Origin of the sequence: Streptomyces sp. NPDC046821, assembly GCF_040645335.1 — a bacterium.
Taxonomy (GTDB): Bacteria; Actinomycetota; Actinomycetes; order Streptomycetales; family Streptomycetaceae; genus Streptomyces.
Window position 1 is genome coordinate 573408 of sequence record NZ_JBEYYB010000002.1, and the last position, 17441, is coordinate 590848.

Below are 17441 nucleotides of genomic sequence, written 5' to 3' on the forward strand. Positions count from 1 at the left end.
GCCTCTCGCGCCGCCGACCTGAAGATGGTCGCACGGTCCGCCACGTCTCGTCACTCGACTTAATGCCCGTGGACTCGGCGCCCGAAGCCTGTCTCCCCTGAGCACTCCTGCCCCTTCCCTGAGCACGCCTAGCCCTTCGCCGCCCCGGCCGCCTTCGCCGCCGTCGCCGCCTTCTGCACGGGCGTCGACTTCCAGTCCGGGTGCCCCGGCATCGGCGGCGTCTTCTCGCCGTACAGCCAGGCCTGGAAGAAGTCGTGCAGGTCGCGGCCGGAGACCAGGGAGGCGAGCTTGACGTAGTCGGCGGTGGTCGCCGTGCCGTCCCGGTGGACGCGTACCCAGGCGCGCTCCAGCCTCTCGAAGGCCGGGGCGCCGATCTCCTGGCGGAGCGCGTAGAGGACGAGGGCGCTGCCGTCGTAGACGACCGGGCGGAAGATGCTGATCTTCTGGCCGGGCTTCGGGGCCTTGGGAGCGGCCGGCGGGCCGCCCGCCGCGCGCCAGGAGTCGGACGCCTTGTAGGCCTCGCGCAGGCGCCTCTCCATGGGCTGGTGGCCCTTCTCCTGGGCGTAGAGGGCCTCGTACCAGGTGGCGTGGCCCTCGTTCAGCCACACGTCGGACCAGGTGCGGGGGCTGACGCTGTCGCCGAACCACTGGTGCGCCATCTCGTGGACCATGATCGAGTCGACGTACCAGGCGGGGTAGGCGGGCTCGGTGAAGACCTCCTTCTCGAAGAGGGAGAGGGTCTGGGTCTCCAGCTCGAAGCCCGTCTGGGCCTGGGCGATGACGAGGCCGTAGTTCTCGAACGGGTAGCGGCCGACCTTCCCCTCCATCCAGGCGAGCTGGGCGGGTGTCTTCTCGAGCCAGGGTTCGAGGACCTTGCGGTCCTTGGCGGGCACCACGTCCCGGACGGGCAGCCCGTGCGGCCCTTCGCGGTGCAGCACGTCGGAGCGGCCGATCGAGACCTGCGCCAGCTCGGTGGCCATGGGGTGGAGCGTGCGGTACGCCCAGCTGGTCGTCGCGCCCTCGCGTGTCTTCCCGATCGGCACGCCGTTGGCGACGACGGTGAGGTCCTTCGGAGCAGTGATCCGGAACGTGAACAGTGCTTTGTCCGAGGGGTGGTCGTTGCACGGGAACACCCTGTGTCCGGCGTCGGCCTGGTTGGCCATGGCGAGGCCGTCCTTGGTCTGCACCCAGCCGCCTTCCTCCTTCCCGGGCGCCGGGTTGCTGGTGTGCCGCACGGTGATCTCCATCGGGGCACCGGCCGGGAGCGCGTGCTCGGGCGTCACGACCAGGTCCTCGTCACTGCTGGCGAAGCTTGCCGGGTGGCCGTTGACCTCCACGGAGCGCACGGCTCCGTGCGAGAAGTCGAGGTTCACCCGTTCCAGCCGTGACGTCGTCATGGCGTCGATCTTGGTGACGGCGTCCAGCGGCTTCTTGTTGTCGCCGCGGTACGTGAAGGCGATGTCGTACGACGCTACGTCGTAACCGGGGTTGCCGAGGTGCGGGAAGAGCCGGTCGCCGACGCCCAGCGGGACGGCCGGCTGCGGGGCGCTCGCGGCGATGAGTGCGGTGGAGGCGGCCGCGGCGACGAGCGCGGTGCCCATGCGGAGGGTCCGGGGGGTGAGCAGCATGGACTACGGCTATCAGCGCGCGCGTCACGACTTCGGCGGGACGCGCCCCCACCCACCCGAACGAGATCTACGAGCTGCTCTGCGCGGAGTGCTGCGCCCGGCTGACGTCGTACACCCCTGCGATGTCGCGCATGGCGCGCATGAGGCCGGGGAGCGTTGCCGCGTCCGGGAGTTGGAGGGTGTAGGCGTGGCGTACGCGGCCTTCGACCGGAGGTTCCACGGTCGCCGAGATGATGGCGACGCTCTCCATGGCGATGGCTTCCGTGAGGTCGGCCAGCAGGTGCGGCCGGCTGAACGACTCGGCGATCAGCGAGACCCGGCACTCCGCGGTGTCGCCCCAGTGGACGCCGATCTCCTCACGCCCCGCGCTCTTCATGCGCGCGACGCCGGGACACTCCACCCGGTGCACGGTGACGGCGCCGCCGCGGACCGCGAACCCGGTCACCTCGTCGGGCGGCACCGGCGTACAGCAGCCCGCGAGGCGCACCGTGGCACCGGGCTTGTCCACGACGACCGCGTCGCTCTCCGCCTGGCGGCCCACGTGCGCGCTCTGGGGCGCCGGCTGGGAGGGCCTCGGGCCGGCTTCCGGGGCGCGGCGGCGGCCCTGCGGCTCGGGCTGGGGGGTGGCCGGGTGCGTGGTGAGCCAGCGCCGGATGGCGATGCGGGCGGCGGGGGTGACGGCGTGGTCGAGCCAGTCCTCGGAGGGGCCGGACCCGGGGTCCTGGCTCATGAGGAGCTGCACGGTGTCCCCGTCGCGCAGGACGGTGCTGAGCGTCGCGAGCCGGCCGTTGACCCGGGCGCCGATGCAGGCGTGGGCGTCCTCGCCGTACTGGGCGTACGCGGCGTCGACGCAGCTGGCGCCGGCGGGCAGGGCCAGGGTGCCGCCGTCGGGCCGGTAGACACAGATCTCGCGGTCCTGGGCAAGGTCCTCGCGAAGGGTCGACCAGAACATGTCGGCGTCCGGGGCGGCCTCCTGCCAGTCGAGGAGGCGGGAGAGCCAGCCGGGCCTGGTCGGGTCGGCGCGCTCGCCGTCGCTGTCGGCCTGATCCTCGGCGGAAGGGGCGTAGGGATTGCCGAGGGCGACGACTCCGGCCTCGGCGACCTTGTGCATCTGGTGGGTGCGGATGAGGACTTCGGCGACCTCACCGTCACCACGGGTCACGGCCGTGTGCAGCGACTGGTAGAGGTTGAACTTCGGTAGGGCGATGAAGTCCTTGAACTCGGAGACGACCGGCGTGAAGCACGTGTGCAGCTCGCCGAGCACGCCGTAACAGTCGGCGTCCTCGCTCACGAGGACCAGGAGACGTCCGAAGTCCACTCCGCGCAGGGTGCCGCGTTTACGGCGCGAGCGGTGTACGGAGACGAAGTGCCGGGGCCTGATGAGGACTTCGGCGGTGATGCCCGCGTCTTTCAGGACGGTCCTGGTGTCCTCGGCGATCTCGGCGAGGGGGTCGGAGGGCTGCGCGTCGTTGGCGGCGATGAGCTCGCGGGTTTCCGCGTACTCCTCGGGGTGGAGGATCGCGAAGACGAGGTCTTCCAGCTCGGTCTTGAGCGCCTGGACGCCGAGGCGCTCGGCGAGCGGGATGAGGACGTCGCGCGTGACCTTGGCGATCCGCTCCTGCTTCTCCTGGCGCATGACGCCGAGGGTGCGCATGTTGTGCAGCCGGTCGGCGAGCTTGATCGACATGACGCGGACGTCGTTGCCGGTGGCGACGAGCATCTTGCGGAAGGTCTCGGGCTCGGCGGCCGCGCCGTAGTCGACCTTTTCCAGTTTGGTCACGCCGTCGACGAGATAGGCGACCTCTTCGCCGAACTCGGCGCGGACCTGCTCCAGGGTGACGTCGGTGTCCTCGACCGTGTCGTGCAGGAGGGAGGCGACCAGCGTCGTGGTCTCGGCGCCCAGCTCGGCGAGGATCAGCGTCACGGCCAGCGGGTGCGTGATGTACGGCTCGCCGCTCTTGCGCATCTGACCGCGGTGGGAGGACTCGGCGAGGAGATACGCCCGGCGCAGCGGGTCCAGCGGGGCTTCCGGATGATGGGCGCGGTGGGTCTCGACCACATGGCTGATCGCGTCGGGCAGCCGGTTGGGCGCGGCGGGGCCGAGCAGGGCGGCCCAGCCGATGCGGCGCAGGTCGATCCGGGGCCGGCCGCGCCTGCGGTGCGCGCCCGGCGTGATCGGGCCGGGCGTAACGGGGTTGGTCGCCTCCGCACTCATGAGCACCTCCGGCTGCGTCGACCGGCGGTCTGAGGGGTCCTACCCGGGCCGGTGGTTGATGCTATCGAGCCCATCACGTGGAGCAGTCCCCCTCTCGCCGAGCGTGAAACGGATCACCCATTCGAGCGAACGTTCAGTGGTTTACGGTTTCGAGGACCGTGAGCCGGTCCGTTTCGATCTCTCCCTCGGCGACGATCACCGCGGGACCGGTCATCTCGATCTCTCCGTCGGCCCGCTCCGTGATCACGAGCCGGCCGCCGGGCAGATCGACGGTGTACGTGACCGGCGAGCCAGTGACCGCGGGGTCGAGGCCGTCCCTGCGGGCCGCCGCGACGGCCACGGCGCACGCGCCGGTGCCGCACGAGCGGGTCTCGCCGACGCCGCGCTCGTGGACTCGCATGGCCACGTGGCGGGGGCCCCGGTCGACGACGAACTCGACGTTCACGCCGTGCGGGTAGGCGGCGGCCGGGGCGAAGGACGGCGCGGAGAAGAGGCTGCCGGCCTGGTCCAGGTCGTGCACGAACGCGACGGCGTGCGGGTTCCCCATGTTCACGTTGCGCGCGGGCCAGCTGTGGTCCGCGACGCCGACGGTGACGTCACCTTCGGGGAAGAGGGCCTTGCCCATCCCGACCGTGATGTCGCCGTCCTTGTCGATGTGCACGCGCTTCACGCCGCCGCGGGTGGCCACCGCGGTGTCACCTTCGTCGATGTGCCCGGCGCGCCGCAGGTAGTGGGCGAACACGCGCACCCCGTTGCCGCACATCTCGGCGACCGAACCGTCGCCGTTGCGGTAGTCCATGAACCACTCGGCCTCGTCCGCCAGGTGCCGCGCGTCGGGGTGCTCGGCGGAGCGCACGACGTGCAGCAGGCCGTCGCCGCCGATGCCGGCCCGGCGGTCACAGAGGGCCGCGACGGTGGCAGGGGACAGCTCCAGGGCGTTCTCCGGGTCGGGGACGATCACGAAGTCGTTCTCGGTCCCGTGCCCCTTGAGGAAGGCGATCCGCGTGCTCATCTCTCGATCCTACGGGGTGCCGAGGAGAAGCTGTCGGGGGTGCCCGGGATACGGGCCGGGGGTCCGGTCAGCGCAGGCGGGCGACGCGCCACACGGCGAGGACCGCGACGGCGACGACCACGACCGCGTACGCGCCGACGACGCGCCAGTCCGGCCTGCAGCCCGATCCCCGGGCGGGGAAACCGGGCCAGGTGTAGCCGACGCGGCGGGCGGCCATCATGCCCCAGCCCGCGGCGCAGCAGCTGATGAGGAGTCCGAGCATCGCGACGACGGCGCCGCCGTCCCCGAACTCGAAGAAGAGCGGGAACGCGAACATGAGGGAGCCGATCGTGGAGAGGATCACGATGGGCGCGAGCTGCCACAGGCGCAGGCGGCGCTGCGGGCGCAGCTCCACCTCGACCTCGGCGCCCTCGGACTGCGCCGCGAGCTCCTCGTCCGTGGGCCCGTCGGCGATCACGCCGTCGGGGCTCACGTCAGGCCCGTCAGCGCTCAGCTGCTCGCCGCCGGGTGCGGTGTCACGAGGGCCGGCCTCCATCGCCACGCGCCCTCCCACTTCGGACTCCACTGGTCGATCGATGGTCGATGATGGCACGCCCGCAGGGGCCTGGATGACGGGCGGAGCGTCCCGATGCCATCACGTGATCAGGCTGTGACCGGTCGTTCGATCAACGTCATCGCCCGGGCCGGAAGTTCCTCCCGATCGGCGGCGGCGCCGCTGAGCCAGTGGACCCGTGGATCACGCCGGAACCAGGAGTCCTGGCGGCGTGCGAAGCGCTTGGTGGCGCGGACGGTCTCGGCCCTCGCCTCGTCCTCGGTGCACTCCCCCGCCAGCGCGGCGAGCACCTGCTGGTAGCCGAGCGCGCGCGACGCCGTACGTCCTTCGCGCAGGCCCTGTGCCTCCAGGGTGCGCACCTCGTCGACGAGCCCGGCGTCCCACATGCGGTCGACGCGGGTCGCGATGCGCTCGTCGAGTTCCGGGCGGGCCACGTCCACGCCGATCTGGACGGTGTCGTACACCGAGTCGTGGCCCGGCAGGTTGGCCGTGAAGGGCTTGCCCGTGATCTCGATGACTTCGAGGGCGCGGACGATGCGGCGGCCGTTGCTCGGCAGGATCGCCTTGGCGGCCTCGGGGTCGGAGACGGCGAGGCGGGCGTGCAGGGCGCCGGAGCCGCGCAGGGCCAGCTCCTCCTCCAGGCGTGCGCGCACCTCGGGGTCGGTGCCGGGGAACTCCAGGTGGTCCACCGCGCCGCGGACGTAGAGGCCGGAGCCGCCGACGAGGATGGGCCAGCGGCCCTCGGCGAGCAGCCGGTCGATCTCGGCGCGGGCGAGCTTCTGGTACTCGGCGACGCTGGCCGCCTCGGTGACGTCCCAGATGTCCAGGAGGTGGTGCGGGATGCCGCCGCGCTCCTCGGGCGTCAGTTTGGCGGTGCCGATGTCCATCCCCCGGTAGAGCTGCATGGAGTCGGCGTTGACGACCTCGCCGCCTAGCTCCCGGGCGAGAAATACACCCAGATCGGACTTTCCGGCCGCGGTGGGGCCGACTACGGCGATGACCCGCGGTGCGGGGGCTGCACTACTCACCGCCCCAGTCTCCCAAACGTCGGGACGTGTTCCCGAACGAGCTACGTGACGGCCCAGCTGCGGGGTCGTTCCCAGTTGCGAGGTTCCGACCGCCGGTTTCGAGGGCCGGATACCCGGGCGCCGCAAACGGGCGCACCGGGCGGCTCGGGATTTCGCTCGCACGAGTAGCTTATGGAGTTCAAATGGGCGTTTTTGCCAGGTTCCGCCGGAAGTCTCAGAGCGCGGAGGAGGACGCGTCGTCTGGCAGCGAGGTGGTGGCTGTCGCGGTGCCGGATGAGGCGGAGGGTGACGCGGACGGGGCTGCCGGGGCTGTGGCGGAGGAAGCGCTCGCGGAGGACACCGGAACCGCCGAGGCCGAGGTGGCTGAGACGGCTGAGGCGGCTGAGTCCGTGGAGATTCCTGGGCAGCAGGCTGCGGAGGCCGTGGCCGCTGAGAGCGCCGTCAAGTAAGTAGTCACATACCGATGGCCGCGGATTCCTGGTGAATCCGCGGCCATCGCCGTTCACTGCTTAAGGCTTACGGCTTACGACCAGCTGGCGACGAAGTAACCCACCCCGTAAGGCGCGTCCTCGTACAGGACACGGTGGTTCTGGTTCTGGTTCTGGTTCTCGTCGAAGGCTGCCGTCATGACCTGCCACGGGGAGCGGCCGGAGATCTTGAGTTCGCGGGCGAGGTCCGCGTCGAGGCCGGCGAAGAAGCCGTCGGGGTCGCCGTTGCGCAGGGCCTCGGCGATGCCCGCGTCGACGCCTTCGGCGCGCTCGTCGAGGTAGCCGGGGGCCTTGAGGCTGCGGCAGGCGGTGCCGTCGCCCATGACGAGGAATCCGACGCGGTCGGCCCGGTTCGCGAGGTGGGTGCCGTGCTCGCCGTTGGCGGTCCAGGACAGGTCGCCCTGGACCTCGTACCCGAGGACGGGCCCGGTCCAGTCGCTCCTGTCGAGGAGCCAGGCGCCCACCGTCAGGGACAGGGGCAGCGGTTCCCTGGGGGTCTCGGCGCCCTCGGGCAGTGTGCCGAGGCGGACCTCGCGGTCCACGCCGAAGGGCCGGAAACTGCCCACCGCGCCCTGCTCGTGCGTACGGCTCACGGGTCCCTCGCCGACGACCACGATCAGGTCGGGGCGGGCCGCGAGCACCTCGCGGACGGCCTCGTCGCACGCGGCGCGCGCGGCGTCCAGCTCGGGGGCCGCGCCCGCGGCGACCTCGGGGACGAGCAGCGGCGGGCAGGGGCAGACAGCGGCGGCGACAAGCATGATCGGCAGCCTACTGCTCCGCATGGGGCGCGGGTGGGGGCGGGACCGGATCCGCTGTCCCCACCCCCGCCCTCGGCGAGAAGAGTGCTGTCAGTTGACCGAGCAGCCGCCCGTGGCCGCCGGCAGCGGGGCCGGGACGCCGACGGAGGGCAGGCCGAGCATGACGCCCTGCTTCTCCTCGGGCTGAGCGTTCCGCTTCTCCCAGGCGTCGCCCGCGCGCGTGCGGCGCACGGAGAGGACGTCGCCCTCGGCGAGCAGGTGGTGCGGGGCTGCGTAGGTGATCTCGACGGTGACCACGTCGCCCGGGCGGACTTCAGTAGCGGGCTTCGTGAAGTGCACCAGGCGGTTGTCGGGGGCGCGGCCGGAGAGGCGGTGCGTGGTGCCGTCCTTGCGGCCCTCGCCCTCGGCGACCATCAGCTCCAGGGTGCGGCCGACCTGCTTCTTGTTCTCGTCCCAGGAGATCTCCTCCTGGAGGGCGACCAGGCGCTCGTACCGCGCCTGCACGACCTCCTTGGGGATCTGCCCCTCCATCGTCGCGGCGGGCGTGCCGGGCCGCTTGGAGTACTGGAACGTGAAGGCGTTCGCGAAGCGGGCCTCGCGGACCGCGTGCATGGTCTGCTCGAAGTCCTCCTCGGTCTCGCCGGGGAAGCCCACGATGATGTCGGTGGAGATGGCGGCGTGCGGGATCGCGGCGCGCACCTTCTCGATGATCCCGAGGAAACGCTCCTGCCGGTACGAGCGGCGCATCGCCTTCAGGATGGTGTCCGAGCCGGACTGCATCGGCATGTGCAGCTGCGGCATCACGTTCGGCGTCTCGGCCATCGCGGCGATCACGTCGTCGGTGAAGTCGCGCGGGTGCGGTGAGGTGAAGCGGACCCGCTCCAGGCCCTCGATCTCGCCGCAGGCGCGCAGCAGCTTGCTGAAGGCCTCACGGTCGCCCAGGTCGGAGCCGTACGCGTTGACGTTCTGGCCGAGCAGGGTGATCTCGGAGACGCCCTCGCCGACCAGCGCCTTGATCTCGGCGAGGATGTCGCCGGGGCGGCGGTCCTCCTCCTTGCCGCGCAGCGCCGGGACGATGCAGAAGGTGCAGGTGTTGTTGCAGCCGACGGAGATCGAGACCCAGGCCGCGTACGCGCTCTCGCGGCGCGTGGGCAGCGTCGACGGGAACGCCTCAAGCGACTCGGCGATCTCGACCTGCGCCTCTTCCTGGACGCGGGCGCGCTCCAGCAGGACCGGGAGCTTGCCGATGTTGTGCGTGCCGAAGACGACGTCGACCCAGGGGGCCCGCTCGACGATGGTGTCGCGGTCCTTCTGCGCCAGGCAGCCGCCGACCGCGATCTGCATCCCGGGGCGCTTCGTCTTCATCGGGGCGAGGCGGCCGAGGTTGCCGTACAGCCGGTTGTCCGCGTTCTCGCGGACGGCGCACGTGTTGAAGACGACGACGTCGGCGTCACCGTCGGCGTCCTTGGGCGCACGGACGTAACCCGCGTCCTCAAGGAGGCCGGACAGCCGCTCGGAGTCGTGGACGTTCATCTGGCACCCGTAGGTTCGAACCTCGTACGTCTTGCGTTCTTGAACGTCCACTGCCTGACTCCGGTCGCTGCTGGTCATGCACTCCAGGGTAGGCGGTACGCGGAGCCCCTTCGGCCCGGCGGGTTTCAGCCCGCGACGGTCCAGGTGTCGCCCCCGGTCAGCAGCTCGCTCAGCTCGCCTTTTCCGTTCTGTTCGATGGCGTCGTCGAGCTGGTCGGACATCTGGGTGTCGTAGACCGGGCGGTCGACGGAGCGGAAGACGCCGATGGGGGTGTGGTGGAGAGTGTGCGGGTCGGCGAGGCGGGACAGGGCGAACGCGGTGGTGGGGGAGGCGGTGTGCGCGTCGTGCACCAGGATCTGCCCCTCGTTCTCGGGGGTTACGTCGACGACCTCCAGGTCACCGGTGCGCGGGTCGCGGACGACGCCCTTGGCGCCGTCGGTGCCGAAGCGGATCGGCTGCCCGTGTTCCAGGCGGATCACCGCCTCCACGGCCTGCTGCTTGTCCTTGAGGGTGTCGAAGGCACCGTCGTTGAAGATGTTGCAGTTCTGGTAGATCTCGACGAGGGCGGTGCCGGGGTGGGCGGCCGCCTCGCGCAGCACGCTGGTGAGGTGCTGGCGGTCGGAGTCCACGGTGCGGGCCACGAACGACGCCTCCGCCCCGATCGCCAGCGACACCGGGTTGAAGGGGGCGTCCAGCGAACCCATCGGGGTCGACTTGGTGATCTTGCCGACCTCGGAGGTGGGGGAGTACTGGCCCTTGGTGAGGCCGTAGATCCGGTTGTTGAAGAGCAGGATCTTGAGGTTGACGTTGCGCCGGAGTGCGTGGATGAGGTGGTTGCCGCCGATGGACAGCGCGTCGCCGTCACCGGTGACCACCCACACGGACAGGTCGCGGCGGCTGGAGGCGAGGCCGGTGGCGATGGCGGGGGCGCGGCCGTGGATGGAGTGCATCCCGTAGGTGTTCATGTAGTACGGGAAACGGCTCGAGCAGCCGATGCCGGAGACGAAGACGATGTTCTCCTTCGCCAGGCCGAGTTCGGGCATGAAGCCCTGTACGGCGGCGAGGATCGCGTAGTCCCCGCAGCCGGGGCACCAGCGCACCTCCTGGTCCGACTTGAAGTCCTTCGCCTTCAGATCGACTTCACTACGGGGTACGAGGTTGAGCAACTCAGCCATGGATGGCCTCCTTGAGAGCCGTGGCGAGCTGCTCGGCCTTGAACGGCATTCCGTTGACCTGGTTGTAGGAGCGGGCGTCCACCAGGTACTTCGCCCGGATGAGGGTGGCCAGCTGCCCGAGGTTCATCTCAGGGATCACCACACGCTCGTAGCGCTTCAGGATCTCGCCGAGGTTGGCGGGGAACGGGTTGAGGTGGCGCAGGTGGGCCTGGGCGATGTGCTGGCCGTCCCTGCGCAGCCGGCGCACCGCCGCCGTGATCGGCCCGTAGGTGGAACCCCAGCCCAGGACCAGGGTGTTGGCCTCGCCCGACGGGTCATCGACCTCAAGATCGGGCACGGTGATGCCGTCGATCTTGGCCTGGCGGGTGCGGACCATGAACTCGTGGTTGGCCGGGTCGTAGGAGATGTTGCCTGTGCCGTCCTGCTTCTCGATCCCGCCGATCCGGTGCTCCAGGCCCGGAGTGCCCGGCACCGCCCACGGACGGGCCAGGGTCTTCGGGTCGCGCTTGTAGGGCCAGAACACCTCGCTGCCGTCGTCGAGGGTGTGGTTCGGGCCGGATGCGAACTGCGTGCGCAGATCCGGGAGTTCATCGACCTCGGGGATCCGCCACGGCTCGGAACCGTTGGCCAGATACCCGTCGGAGAGCAGGAACACCGGCGTCCGGTACGTGATCGCGATCCGCGCCGCCTCGATCGCCGCGTCGAAACAGTCCGCCGGGGTCTGCGGCGCGATGACGGGGACGGGGGCCTCACCGTTACGCCCGTACATGGCCTGGAGCAGGTCCGCCTGCTCCGTCTTGGTGGGCAGGCCGGTGGAGGGCCCACCACGCTGAATGTCGACCACCAGCAACGGGAGTTCGAGCGAGACGGCCAGGCCGATGGTCTCGGACTTCAGCGCCACACCCGGACCCGACGTCGTCGTGACGGCCAGGGACCCGCCGAACGCCGCGCCCAACGCCGCGCCGATCCCGGCGATCTCGTCCTCCGCCTGGAACGTGCGCACACCGAAATTCTTGTGCCGCGACAGCTCATGCAGGATGTCCGATGCCGGCGTGATCGGATACGAGCCCAGATACAACGGCAGGTCCGCCTGGCGGGACGCCGCGATCAGCCCGTAAGACAGCGCCAGGTTCCCGGAGATGTTGCGGTAGGTGCCGGTCGGGAACGCGGACGTGGCCGGGGCGACCTCGTAGGAGACGGCGAAGTCCTCCGTCGTCTCACCGAAGTTCCAACCCGCCTGGAACGCGGCGATGTTCGCTGCGGCGATCTCCGGCTTCTTCGCGAACTTCGACCGCAGGAACTTCTCCGTGCCCTCCGTCGGCCGGTGATACATCCACGACAACAGACCGAGCGCGAACATGTTCTTCGAACGGCCCGCGTCCTTGCGGGACAGGTCGAACCCCTTGAGCGCCTCGACCGTCAAAGTCGTCAAAGGCACGGGGTGGACGCGGTACGCCTCCAGCGACCCGTCCTCCAGCGGACTCTCGGCGTAACCGACCTTCTGCATCGCCCGCTTCGTGAACTCGTCCGTGTTCACGATGATCTCCGCGCCCCGTGGCACATCCGCGATGTTCGCCTTCAACGCGGCCGGGTTCATCGCGACCAGCACGTTCGGCGCGTCACCCGGGGTGAGGATGTCGTGGTCCGCGAAATGCAGCTGGAACGAGGACACACCCGGCAGGGTTCCGGCAGGCGCCCGGATCTCGGCCGGGAAGTTCGGCAGCGTCGACAGGTCGTTCCCGAACGACGCCGTCTCCGACGTGAACCGGTCACCCGTCAGCTGCATCCCGTCACCCGAGTCACCCGCGAACCGGATGATCACCCGGTCCACCCGGAGGGTTTCCTTGGCCGCCGCCGCTCCTGGATTCACCGCTGGTCCCCGATCGGCGCCATGAGCTGCTTCTGCAGCGCGAGTTCGGTCGTGGTCAGCGCGATGTCCGGGCGGAGCCGTTCGGGGTGGCCGCGGGGCGGTTCGTCCAGGTTCGGCTCGGGCGTCAGCGGCGGCGGGCCGAGCGTGGACATCCCCAGCCAGATCCACCCCACGGCGACCAGCGAGTGGTAGATCTCGCGCAGGACCTTCGTCACGATTCTCATGCGACCAGGGACTCCGCGGTCAGGCGCGACGCGCCCGTGCCGGCCGCCGCGGGGGCGTTCTCGTCGGCCCATGTCCACAGGCGGGCGATCGCGTTCAGGTCCAGGTCGTGGCCCTCGGTCCAGATGCGGGCGGCCGCGTTGAGCACGGACTGGCGGTCGGCCTCCGGGGTGCCCGCGCGGGCCGGGAGGAGCGGGGTCACCGCGCCCGCGCCGAGGCGGACCGAGCGGTGCCTGCGGGCGAACGCGGTGAGGGTCTGGCGGGGGCCGGCCTCGACGAGGAGCACGTCGTCGGCGGCGAGCAGCTCGTCGAGCGCGTGCCGGAAGAAGACGGTGTCGGTGATCTGGTCGGCCCAGAAGCGCGGGCTGCGCGCGGCTTCGGCGCTCATGAGGGTGCCGGTGTAGCCGGAGTAGAGGGGCAGCTTGGGCTCGCGCAGCGGGATGGCGCGGTAGTCGGTCTCGATCGCGTCGGAGGCGGGGGCCATCGCCGGCGAGTGGAAGGGGCTCGTAGCGGGGACCGTCACCACGGTGAAGCGGTCGGCGCGCAGGCGGTCGGCGACGGCGGCCAGGGGGCCGCGCGAACCGGCCAGCATGACCTGCTGGTTGGCGTTGACGGCCGCGATGCCGACGCCGTCCGTCAGGTACGGGCGCAGCTTCTCCTCGCTCGCGGCGACGGCGAGCATCCCGCCGGCCGGGATCTTCACGGCCTCCCGGACGCGGGCCATGACCATGGTGACCGCGTCGCGCAGGGAGACGACTCCGGCGAAGGTGGCCGCGACGAGTTCGCCGGCGCTGTGGCCGAGGAACGCGGTCGGCTTCACGCCCCAGCTGAGGATCATGCGGCCGAGCGCGTAGTCGATCGCGAACAGGAGCGGCTGGGCGCGGCGTACGTCGTCGATGTCGATGGCGGCGCGCTGCGGGTCGAGCCAGTCGGCGCGGACCCGGGAGCCTTCCTCGCCCATGTGGGACAGGGCGGCGTCGACGGCGGCGGTGAAGACGGGTTCGCGGCGGTAGAGGCCGGCGGCCATGCCGGCGTGCTGGGAGCCCTGGCCGGGGAAGAGCAGGACGACGGGGCGCGGATGCTTCACGTCGACGGCGCGGGCCTGGTGGACGGTGCGGGCGGCGAGCGCGGACACGGCGACGGCCGCTCCGCGTACCGGTCCTGCCGGGATGCCGCAGGGGACGGCGGTCGGCAGGGCTGGGTAGGCCTCGCGGTGGAGGCCGCTGAGCATGGGCAGGAGTTCGCCGCGTACCCGGACCTCGTCTTCGGTGTTCTGGCCGGACCAGAGGATGAGGCGGTGGCGGTCGGGGTCGGTGCCGCGCGGGTTCTGCGGTACGGGCCGCAGGGGCGGCGCGTCCGCCGGGGACGTCACGTCGAGGACTCCGAGGACGGCGTCTCCGTCGGCGACGGCTTCGGCGGCGCGCTTCACGGCGTAGACGGTGATGGTGTGGGCGTCGGGTTCTCCGAAGCCGGCGACGAGGGCCAAGTCGGCGGTGCCGTCGTGGAGTTCGTGGTGGGCGCGGCGCAGGGCGAGTCCGGGGGTGGCCGCCGTGCGGACGGTGAAGCCCTCGTGTTCGGCGGGCAGGCCGGGGTCGGTCACGGCGGCGCCGATGAGGACGACGGTGCGGGCCGGCAGGTCCTCGGGGGAACGGCCGAAGGCGCGCAGGACGGCGGAGACGGCGGTGGCCGATGCCACGACGGGCGTCTGCTCGCGCGGGGCCGGGCCGGGGCTGACGATCAGCCGGCGGACGACCGCGCTGTGGGACGTGAGTGACATGGTTCCCTCCTCGTGGACCGTGCTCCGGCCGCATGGATGTCAAGGGCTGGAAAGCCGCATGGATGTCAACGGCTGGAAAAGGGTGCGGCCGCCCTGCCTGCCGGGGGAACGTGGGCAGGGCGGCCGCGTCGTGTCCGGTTCAGGCGCCAGGCGTCCGGCCGGAGTTGATGAGGGCGAGGAGCGCGCCCGGGGTCTCGGCGTCGACGACCGCGTCGTCGGGGATGTCGATGCCGAACTCGCGCTGGATCTCGCCGATGACCTGGAGCAGGGCGAGGGAGTCGTAGCCGAGGTCGATGAACGGCGTGTCGATGACGTCGCCGTCGAGGTCGACGCCCTCTTCCTCGCCGGCGCTCTCGCGGAGCATCCGGGTCAGGTCGGCCAGGGTGACGGTGGCGGTGGAGGTGGTCATGGTTGGTGCCGTCCTCTCGGTTGGGCGCACTGGTGCTTGGGTGATGGAGCGTTGGGTGGAGCTCGGCGAACCGTGCCGGGTGCGGTGTGCCGCGGGTCCGGTTCAGGCGGTGTGGAGCTCGGCGAACCGTGCCGGTGCGGCGGCCGCCTGATGGTTCAGGCGGTGCGGCGCACCACGAGGGCGGCGTTGAAGCCGCCGTGGCCGCGGGCGAGGACGAGTGCGGTGCGCAGGTCGGCCTCGCGTGCCTCGGTCACCAGGTCGATGGTGTGTTCCGGGGCGGGGGCGGTCACATGGGCGGTGGGCGGGATGACCTGGTCGCGCAGGGCGAGCAGCGCGGTCGCCGCGTCGAGGGCGGCGCCGCCGGCGAGCAGCCGGCCGGTCATCGTCTTGGGGGCCGTGACGGGGACGCCGTGCGGCCCGAACAGCTCGGTCAGGGCCTCTGCCTCAGCCCGGTCCAGGTCGGGTACGCCGGCGGCGTCCGCGAAGACGACGTCGACGTCCGCGGCGGTGATCCCGGCGTCGGCGAGGGCGTTCTCGGCGGCTCTGCGCAGGCCGGGCGGGCGGCCGGTGCCGGGCGCCGGGTCGAGGGTCGCCGCGTATCCGGCGATCTCGCCGTAGACGTGGGCGGCGCTGCGGGCGCCGGCGGATCCGGCTTCCTCGACGAGGAGGATCGCGCCGCCCTCGCCGGGGACGTATCCGGCGGCTTCGGCGGAGAACGGGAGGTAGGCCTTGGCCGGGTCGTCGACGGTGCTCATCAGGCCGGAGGCGATCTGCGGGACCCAGCCCCAGGGGCAGATGGCCGCGTCGACGCCGCCCGCGATGACGGCGGGGAAGCCCTTGCGGATGTGGCGGCGGGCGTGGCCGATGGCGTCGATGCCGCCGGCCTGTTCGGTGAGCAGGACGCCGCTGGGGCCGCGCAGCTTGTGCCGGATGGAGATCTGGCCGGTGTTGACGGCGTAGAACCAGGCGAAGGACTGGTAGGCGCTGACGTACTCCTTGCCCTTGCTCCACAGGTTCTGGAGTTCGCGCTGGCCGAACTCGACGGCGCCGCCGGACGCGGCCGTGACCACGCCGATGCCGTACTCGGGGAGTTCCCCGGTGTCGATGCCGGCGTCCTTGAGGGCCCAGTCGGCCGCCGTCAGCGCGAGGCGCGTCATGTGGTCGGTCTGCGGCATGAGGCGGCTGGGGATGTGGTCCTCGGCGACGTAGCCGGGCACCTCCCCCGCGATGCGGGACGGGTACTGGGCGGCGTCGAAGCGCGTGACGGGTCCGAGGCCCGACTCGCCGGCCAGGGTGGCCTTCCAGAACTCCTCGGTGCCGAGGCCGTTGGGGGCGGTGATGCCCAGGCCGGTCACCACTGCGGCGGTCATACGGTCCTCCTGTCCGGGCGGGCCAGCACCATGGCGCTCTGGAATCCGCCGAACCCGCTGCCCACGCTGAGGACCACGTCGGTCTGCTGCTCTCTGGCGACGAGCGGGATGTAGTCGAGGTCGAGCTCGGGGTCCGGCTCGTGGAGGTTCGCGGTGGGCGGCAGGACGCCGTGCTTCATCGCGAGGGCGCAGGCGGCGATCTCCAGGGAGCCGATGGCGCCGAGCGAGTGGCCGATCATGGATTTGATGGAGCTGACCGGGGTGCGGTAGGCGTGCTCGCCGAGGCTGCGCTTGAAGGCGCCGGTCTCGTGACGGTCGTTCATCTTGGTGCCGGAGCCGTGGGCGTTGACGTAGTCGACGGACTCCGGGGCGAGGTGGGACTCGGCCAGGGCGGCGTCGATGGCCTCCGCCATCTCCAGGCCCTCGGGCTTGAGTCCGGTCATGTGGTACGCGTTGCAGCGGGAGGCGAAGCCGGAGATCTCGGCGTAGATGTGGGCGCCGCGGCGGCGGGCGCTCTCCAGCTCCTCCAGGACCAGGATGGCCGCGCCCTCGCCGAGGACGAGTCCGCTGCGGGTCTTGTCGAAGGGCCGGCAGGCGCTCTCCGGGGTGTCGTTGCGGGGTGTGGTGGCGAGGATGGCGTCGAAGCAGGCCGAGGTGATCGGCGAGATGGGCGCCTCGGTTGCCCCGGCGATCATGACGTCGGCGGTGCCCTCGCGGATGAGTTCCACGGCGTGGCCGAGCGAGTCGAGGCCGGAGGTGCATCCGGTGGAGACGACCGCGGCCGGGCCCTCGGCTCCGGCGGCCCTGCCGACCTCGGCGGCCAGCGAGCTGGGTACGAAGTGCCGGTACAGCTCGGGTACGGCGTACTCGTGGTCGACGTTCCACTTGCGGCCGCCGTCGCTGACGACGGCGTACTCGCGTTCCAGGCTGGTGGTGCAGCCGACGGCGCTGCCGACCGCCGTGCCGATGCGGCCGGGGTCGAGGGCGGATATTTCCAGGCCGCTGTCGGCCAGGGCCTCGCGGGTCGAGACGACCGCGAACTGGGCGGCCCGGTCGAGCCGGCGGGTCTCCTGCTGGGAGAGCCCGGCCGCGAAGGGGTCGAAGTCGACCTCGGCGGCGACCTGCGAGCGGAACGGTGAGGGATCGTAGAAGGAGATCCGGCGGGTGGCGGTGCGGCCCGCGGTGAGCAGCTCCCAGTACTCCTTGACACCGACCCCGCCCGGGGCCACGACGCCCAGGCCGGTGATGGCGACTCTGCGCATGGTCTACCTGGCCTTCGACGGGGCCGGGGGCGTCGCCGCGCTCCGGCCGGTTGGCACTCTGGGGGTCACTGTCGATCCCTTCGTCCGTGCTGATCATGGGTCGGTGGCGGCGGCCGGAGGGGGTTCGGGGTGGGAACCCCC

Annotated in this window: 15 protein-coding genes; 1 reads left to right on the top strand and 14 read right to left on the bottom strand. The window is 71.3% G+C overall.

Annotation, left to right across the window (positions count from 1 at the left end; genetic code table 11):
• Positions 1 to 128: 128 nt before the first annotated feature.
• From ABZ893_RS06060 to miaA, 5 genes are all read right to left on the bottom strand, one after another.
• Positions 129 to 1628 (bottom strand): M1 family metallopeptidase, encoded by a 1500-nt coding sequence (locus ABZ893_RS06060; RefSeq protein WP_361397436.1) that lies wholly within the window; start codon positions 1626 to 1628, stop codon positions 129 to 131.
• Between the two features lie 67 nt (positions 1629 to 1695).
• Entirely contained in the window at positions 1696 to 3843 is a 2148-nt protein-coding gene (locus ABZ893_RS06065; RefSeq protein ID WP_361397439.1) for an HD domain-containing protein, read from the bottom strand.
• Positions 3844 to 3976: 133 nt separating this feature from the next.
• Positions 3977 to 4855, bottom strand: a complete 879-nt coding sequence (gene dapF / locus ABZ893_RS06070; RefSeq protein WP_361397442.1) for a diaminopimelate epimerase — start codon at positions 4853 to 4855, stop codon at positions 3977 to 3979.
• Positions 4856 to 4922: 67 nt separating this feature from the next.
• On the bottom strand, positions 4923 to 5390 hold the full coding sequence (locus ABZ893_RS06075) for a hypothetical protein (protein WP_361397445.1): 468 nt from the start codon (positions 5388 to 5390) through the stop codon (positions 4923 to 4925).
• Positions 5391 to 5497: 107 nt separating this feature from the next.
• Entirely contained in the window at positions 5498 to 6436 is a 939-nt protein-coding gene (miaA, locus tag ABZ893_RS06080) for a tRNA (adenosine(37)-N6)-dimethylallyltransferase MiaA (RefSeq protein ID WP_361397447.1), read from the bottom strand.
• A gap of 182 nt (positions 6437 to 6618) precedes the next feature.
• Here miaA and ABZ893_RS06085 point away from each other — a divergent pair, with 182 nt between their 5' ends.
• Positions 6619 to 6885: a gliding motility protein gene (locus ABZ893_RS06085; protein WP_361397450.1), complete on the top strand. Its 267-nt coding sequence runs from the start codon at positions 6619 to 6621 to the stop codon at positions 6883 to 6885.
• A gap of 74 nt (positions 6886 to 6959) precedes the next feature.
• Here the strand turns inward: ABZ893_RS06085 and ABZ893_RS06090 are convergent, their stop codons facing one another.
• The 9 genes from ABZ893_RS06090 to ABZ893_RS06130 form a co-directional block, all read right to left on the bottom strand.
• Complete coding sequence (locus ABZ893_RS06090; protein WP_361397453.1) at positions 6960 to 7682, bottom strand: class III extradiol dioxygenase subunit B-like domain-containing protein; 723 nt, start codon at positions 7680 to 7682, stop codon at positions 6960 to 6962.
• A gap of 90 nt (positions 7683 to 7772) precedes the next feature.
• Positions 7773 to 9293, bottom strand: a complete 1521-nt coding sequence (gene miaB, locus ABZ893_RS06095) for a tRNA (N6-isopentenyl adenosine(37)-C2)-methylthiotransferase MiaB (RefSeq protein ID WP_361397455.1) — start codon at positions 9291 to 9293, stop codon at positions 7773 to 7775.
• 47 nt (positions 9294 to 9340) lie between these two features.
• Complete coding sequence (locus ABZ893_RS06100; protein WP_361397458.1) at positions 9341 to 10390, bottom strand: 2-oxoacid:ferredoxin oxidoreductase subunit beta; 1050 nt, start codon at positions 10388 to 10390, stop codon at positions 9341 to 9343.
• Positions 10383 to 12260 (bottom strand): 2-oxoacid:acceptor oxidoreductase subunit alpha, encoded by a 1878-nt coding sequence (locus ABZ893_RS06105; RefSeq protein ID WP_361397460.1) that lies wholly within the window; start codon positions 12258 to 12260, stop codon positions 10383 to 10385. The genes ABZ893_RS06100 and ABZ893_RS06105 overlap by 8 nt, the downstream gene beginning before the upstream one ends.
• Positions 12257 to 12484 carry a DUF6059 family protein gene (locus tag ABZ893_RS06110; RefSeq protein ID WP_361397463.1) on the bottom strand — a complete coding sequence of 76 codons (228 nt, stop codon included), beginning with the start codon at positions 12482 to 12484 and terminating at the stop codon, positions 12257 to 12259. The genes ABZ893_RS06105 and ABZ893_RS06110 overlap by 4 nt, the downstream gene beginning before the upstream one ends.
• Entirely contained in the window at positions 12481 to 14259 is a 1779-nt protein-coding gene (locus ABZ893_RS06115) for an acyltransferase domain-containing protein (protein WP_361397466.1), read from the bottom strand. The genes ABZ893_RS06110 and ABZ893_RS06115 overlap by 4 nt, the downstream gene beginning before the upstream one ends.
• 139 nt (positions 14260 to 14398) lie before the next feature.
• Positions 14399 to 14668, bottom strand: a complete 270-nt coding sequence (locus tag ABZ893_RS06120) for an acyl carrier protein (protein ID WP_361397469.1) — start codon at positions 14666 to 14668, stop codon at positions 14399 to 14401.
• Between the two features lie 155 nt (positions 14669 to 14823).
• On the bottom strand, positions 14824 to 16038 hold the full coding sequence (locus tag ABZ893_RS06125; RefSeq protein WP_361397472.1) for a ketosynthase chain-length factor: 1215 nt from the start codon (positions 16036 to 16038) through the stop codon (positions 14824 to 14826).
• Positions 16035 to 17300, bottom strand: coding sequence for a beta-ketoacyl-[acyl-carrier-protein] synthase family protein (locus tag ABZ893_RS06130; protein ID WP_361397475.1), 1266 nt, complete (start codon positions 17298 to 17300; stop codon positions 16035 to 16037). Before ABZ893_RS06130 ends, ABZ893_RS06125 begins: the two co-directional genes overlap by 4 nt.
• Between the last annotated feature and the right edge of the window lie 141 nt (positions 17301 to 17441).